The 2000-nt window shown below is 70.2% G+C and carries 1 protein-coding gene; it reads right to left on the minus strand.

Annotated elements, in window-relative coordinates; all coding sequences use genetic code 11:
- Positions 1–439: 439 nt before the first annotated feature.
- Complete coding sequence (locus HOW07_RS19125; RefSeq protein WP_371743730.1) at positions 440–1540, minus strand: IS110 family transposase; 1101 nt, start codon at positions 1538–1540, stop codon at positions 440–442.
- Between the last annotated feature and the right edge of the window lie 460 nt (positions 1541–2000).

The following is a 2000-nucleotide window of genomic DNA, read 5'->3' on the forward strand; positions in this document are numbered from 1 at the left end:
TGTCGCCCACCTCGCCGCAGCCGGCGTGCCGGCGTTCACGCTGTCCCCGGCCGTCGCGTGGGAGGTGCTGTGCGACGACCGCTCGGAGACGGCCGCCACGGTCTTCGAGGAGACGGTGCTCCGACTGATCTGATATGTAGGTCGGTTTGTCAAGAGGGCAGGGGATGGCCGTCGGCCCGGGCTGGGTTGCTCGGGTCGGCGGTCTTCCTCTTGTTCCTGGTCCCTGGTTTCCTGGGCTGGGTGCGTGTCTGTCGACGCGGGTGTCGAGTCTGATATGCGCGGGTTGGTTGCCGCATGACGGTGGTGTTCGGCGGGGGACGGTCGGCACTGTCTGAGGTCGGGCGTGTCCGTCCTGGTCGGGGTCGGGTGCTCACAGAGCAGTCGTGGGTCGTCCCCGTCACGCTGCTCCCGGCCGGGGTTGTCGGGGTCCAGGATTTGTTCACCGGGTGGTGGCCAGGGACCAGCACCATCCGGCGAGTTCTCGGGCGATCGCGGTGTTGGCGATGGTGGTGCGTTTGTGCTGGGTGGTGAAGTGGACCCAGCGGTGGTGCAGGCGCAGGTTGCCCTCGTGACCGCGGGCGGCCTGGGCGGGGGTAGCGGCGTCGAACCGTGCTTGCAGGGTGGTGCCGACGCGGTAGCCGGGACGGTGGTGCCAGGCGGCCTCGGCGAGCAGGAGGCGGATGTGGGGGTTGCCGGCCTTGGTGATCGGCCCGAGGCGTCGTGAGTTGCCGGAGGAGTGCTCGGTGGGGGTCAGGCCGAGGTAGGCGCCGATCGAGGCGCCGGTGAAGCGGTCCCAGTCACCGATCTCTACGGCCAGGGACATCGCGGTGAGCACGGAGATGCCGCGCAGGCAGCCCAGGGCGTGGACGACGTCGGTGAACTCGCTGTTGGTGGCCAGGTGGGTGATCTTTGCGGCGAGGTTCCTCTTGCGGGCCTCGAGCAGCAGGACTTGTTGGTAGGCGTCCTCGAAGGCGTCTTGGGCGGGGGGCTGGTCGAGGTGGGTGCGGGCCAGCCAGGCGTGATGGTCCCGGCTCCAGGTGCTCCCGCCGGAGTAGACGATGCCGTGGCGCAGGAGCAGCTTGGACGCCCGGTGCCGGGCGCTCATCAGGTCCGCGCGAGCGTCCTCGTGGGCACGGGTCAGGTCGCGGGCGGCTTCCTCGGTCGGGGACGGCACTCGCACTGCGGTCAGGTCCCCGGCCGCGAGGCGACGGGCGAGCAGGGTCGCGTCACGCTTGTCGGTCTTGACCCGATCACCCGGGGCGCGGGCGATCTTTGACGGTGCCGCGACCACGCACCGGATCGCGGCCTGGTCCAGGGCCCGGGCCAGGCCGAACCCGGTCGGGCCGGCCTCGTAGGCCACCGCCGAGTCTGCGCCGAGGCCGGTGACGAACCTCAACGCCGTGGCGGGGTCGGCGGTCAGGCGGGCGTTGATCAGCTCCCCGGTGAGCAGGTCCAGCGCGGACGCGCTGATCGAACGGGCGTGGACGTCCAGGCCCACGACCCACCGCTCACGAGCGGCGGGGATAGTGTTGGTGAACACAGGGAACCTCCCGACGACTGTGACGTCCACCGGTGGTCCCGGATGGCCACCGGTGGTAACTCACGACTATGCGCCGTGGAGGTTTCCTGCACTACAACCCCCGGTGGAGGGGAGCTCCGTGCAGTCGTCGAGGGGATTCCGCTGATCCAGGCGAACGCGCGGTCTCCGGCGGGGAGTCAAGACCGGCCGCAGGCCGCCCGCAGGGACGACGTGCCTTGACTCCCCGCCGGAGACCGCCACCATCGATCACCAGCAGCGGAATCCCCGACCAGACCAACCAGGCCCAAGCCGACCCTCATACCGTCTGAGCGGTCGGATCCTCCCCGCAGAGCGCCCCGGCACACCGGTGAGGAAACGGCCGCTCTGCGCGTACGAATCATCACCGCAGTGACCGGGCGAATCATCACCGCAGTGACCGGGCGGATGGCCCGCGGCTACTCCAGCCGGAGACGGACCGTCA

Origin of the sequence: Plantibacter sp. MCCC 1A11337 (assembly GCF_013349365.1) — a bacterium.
GTDB lineage: Bacteria > Actinomycetota > Actinomycetes > Actinomycetales > Microbacteriaceae > Plantibacter > Plantibacter flavus_A.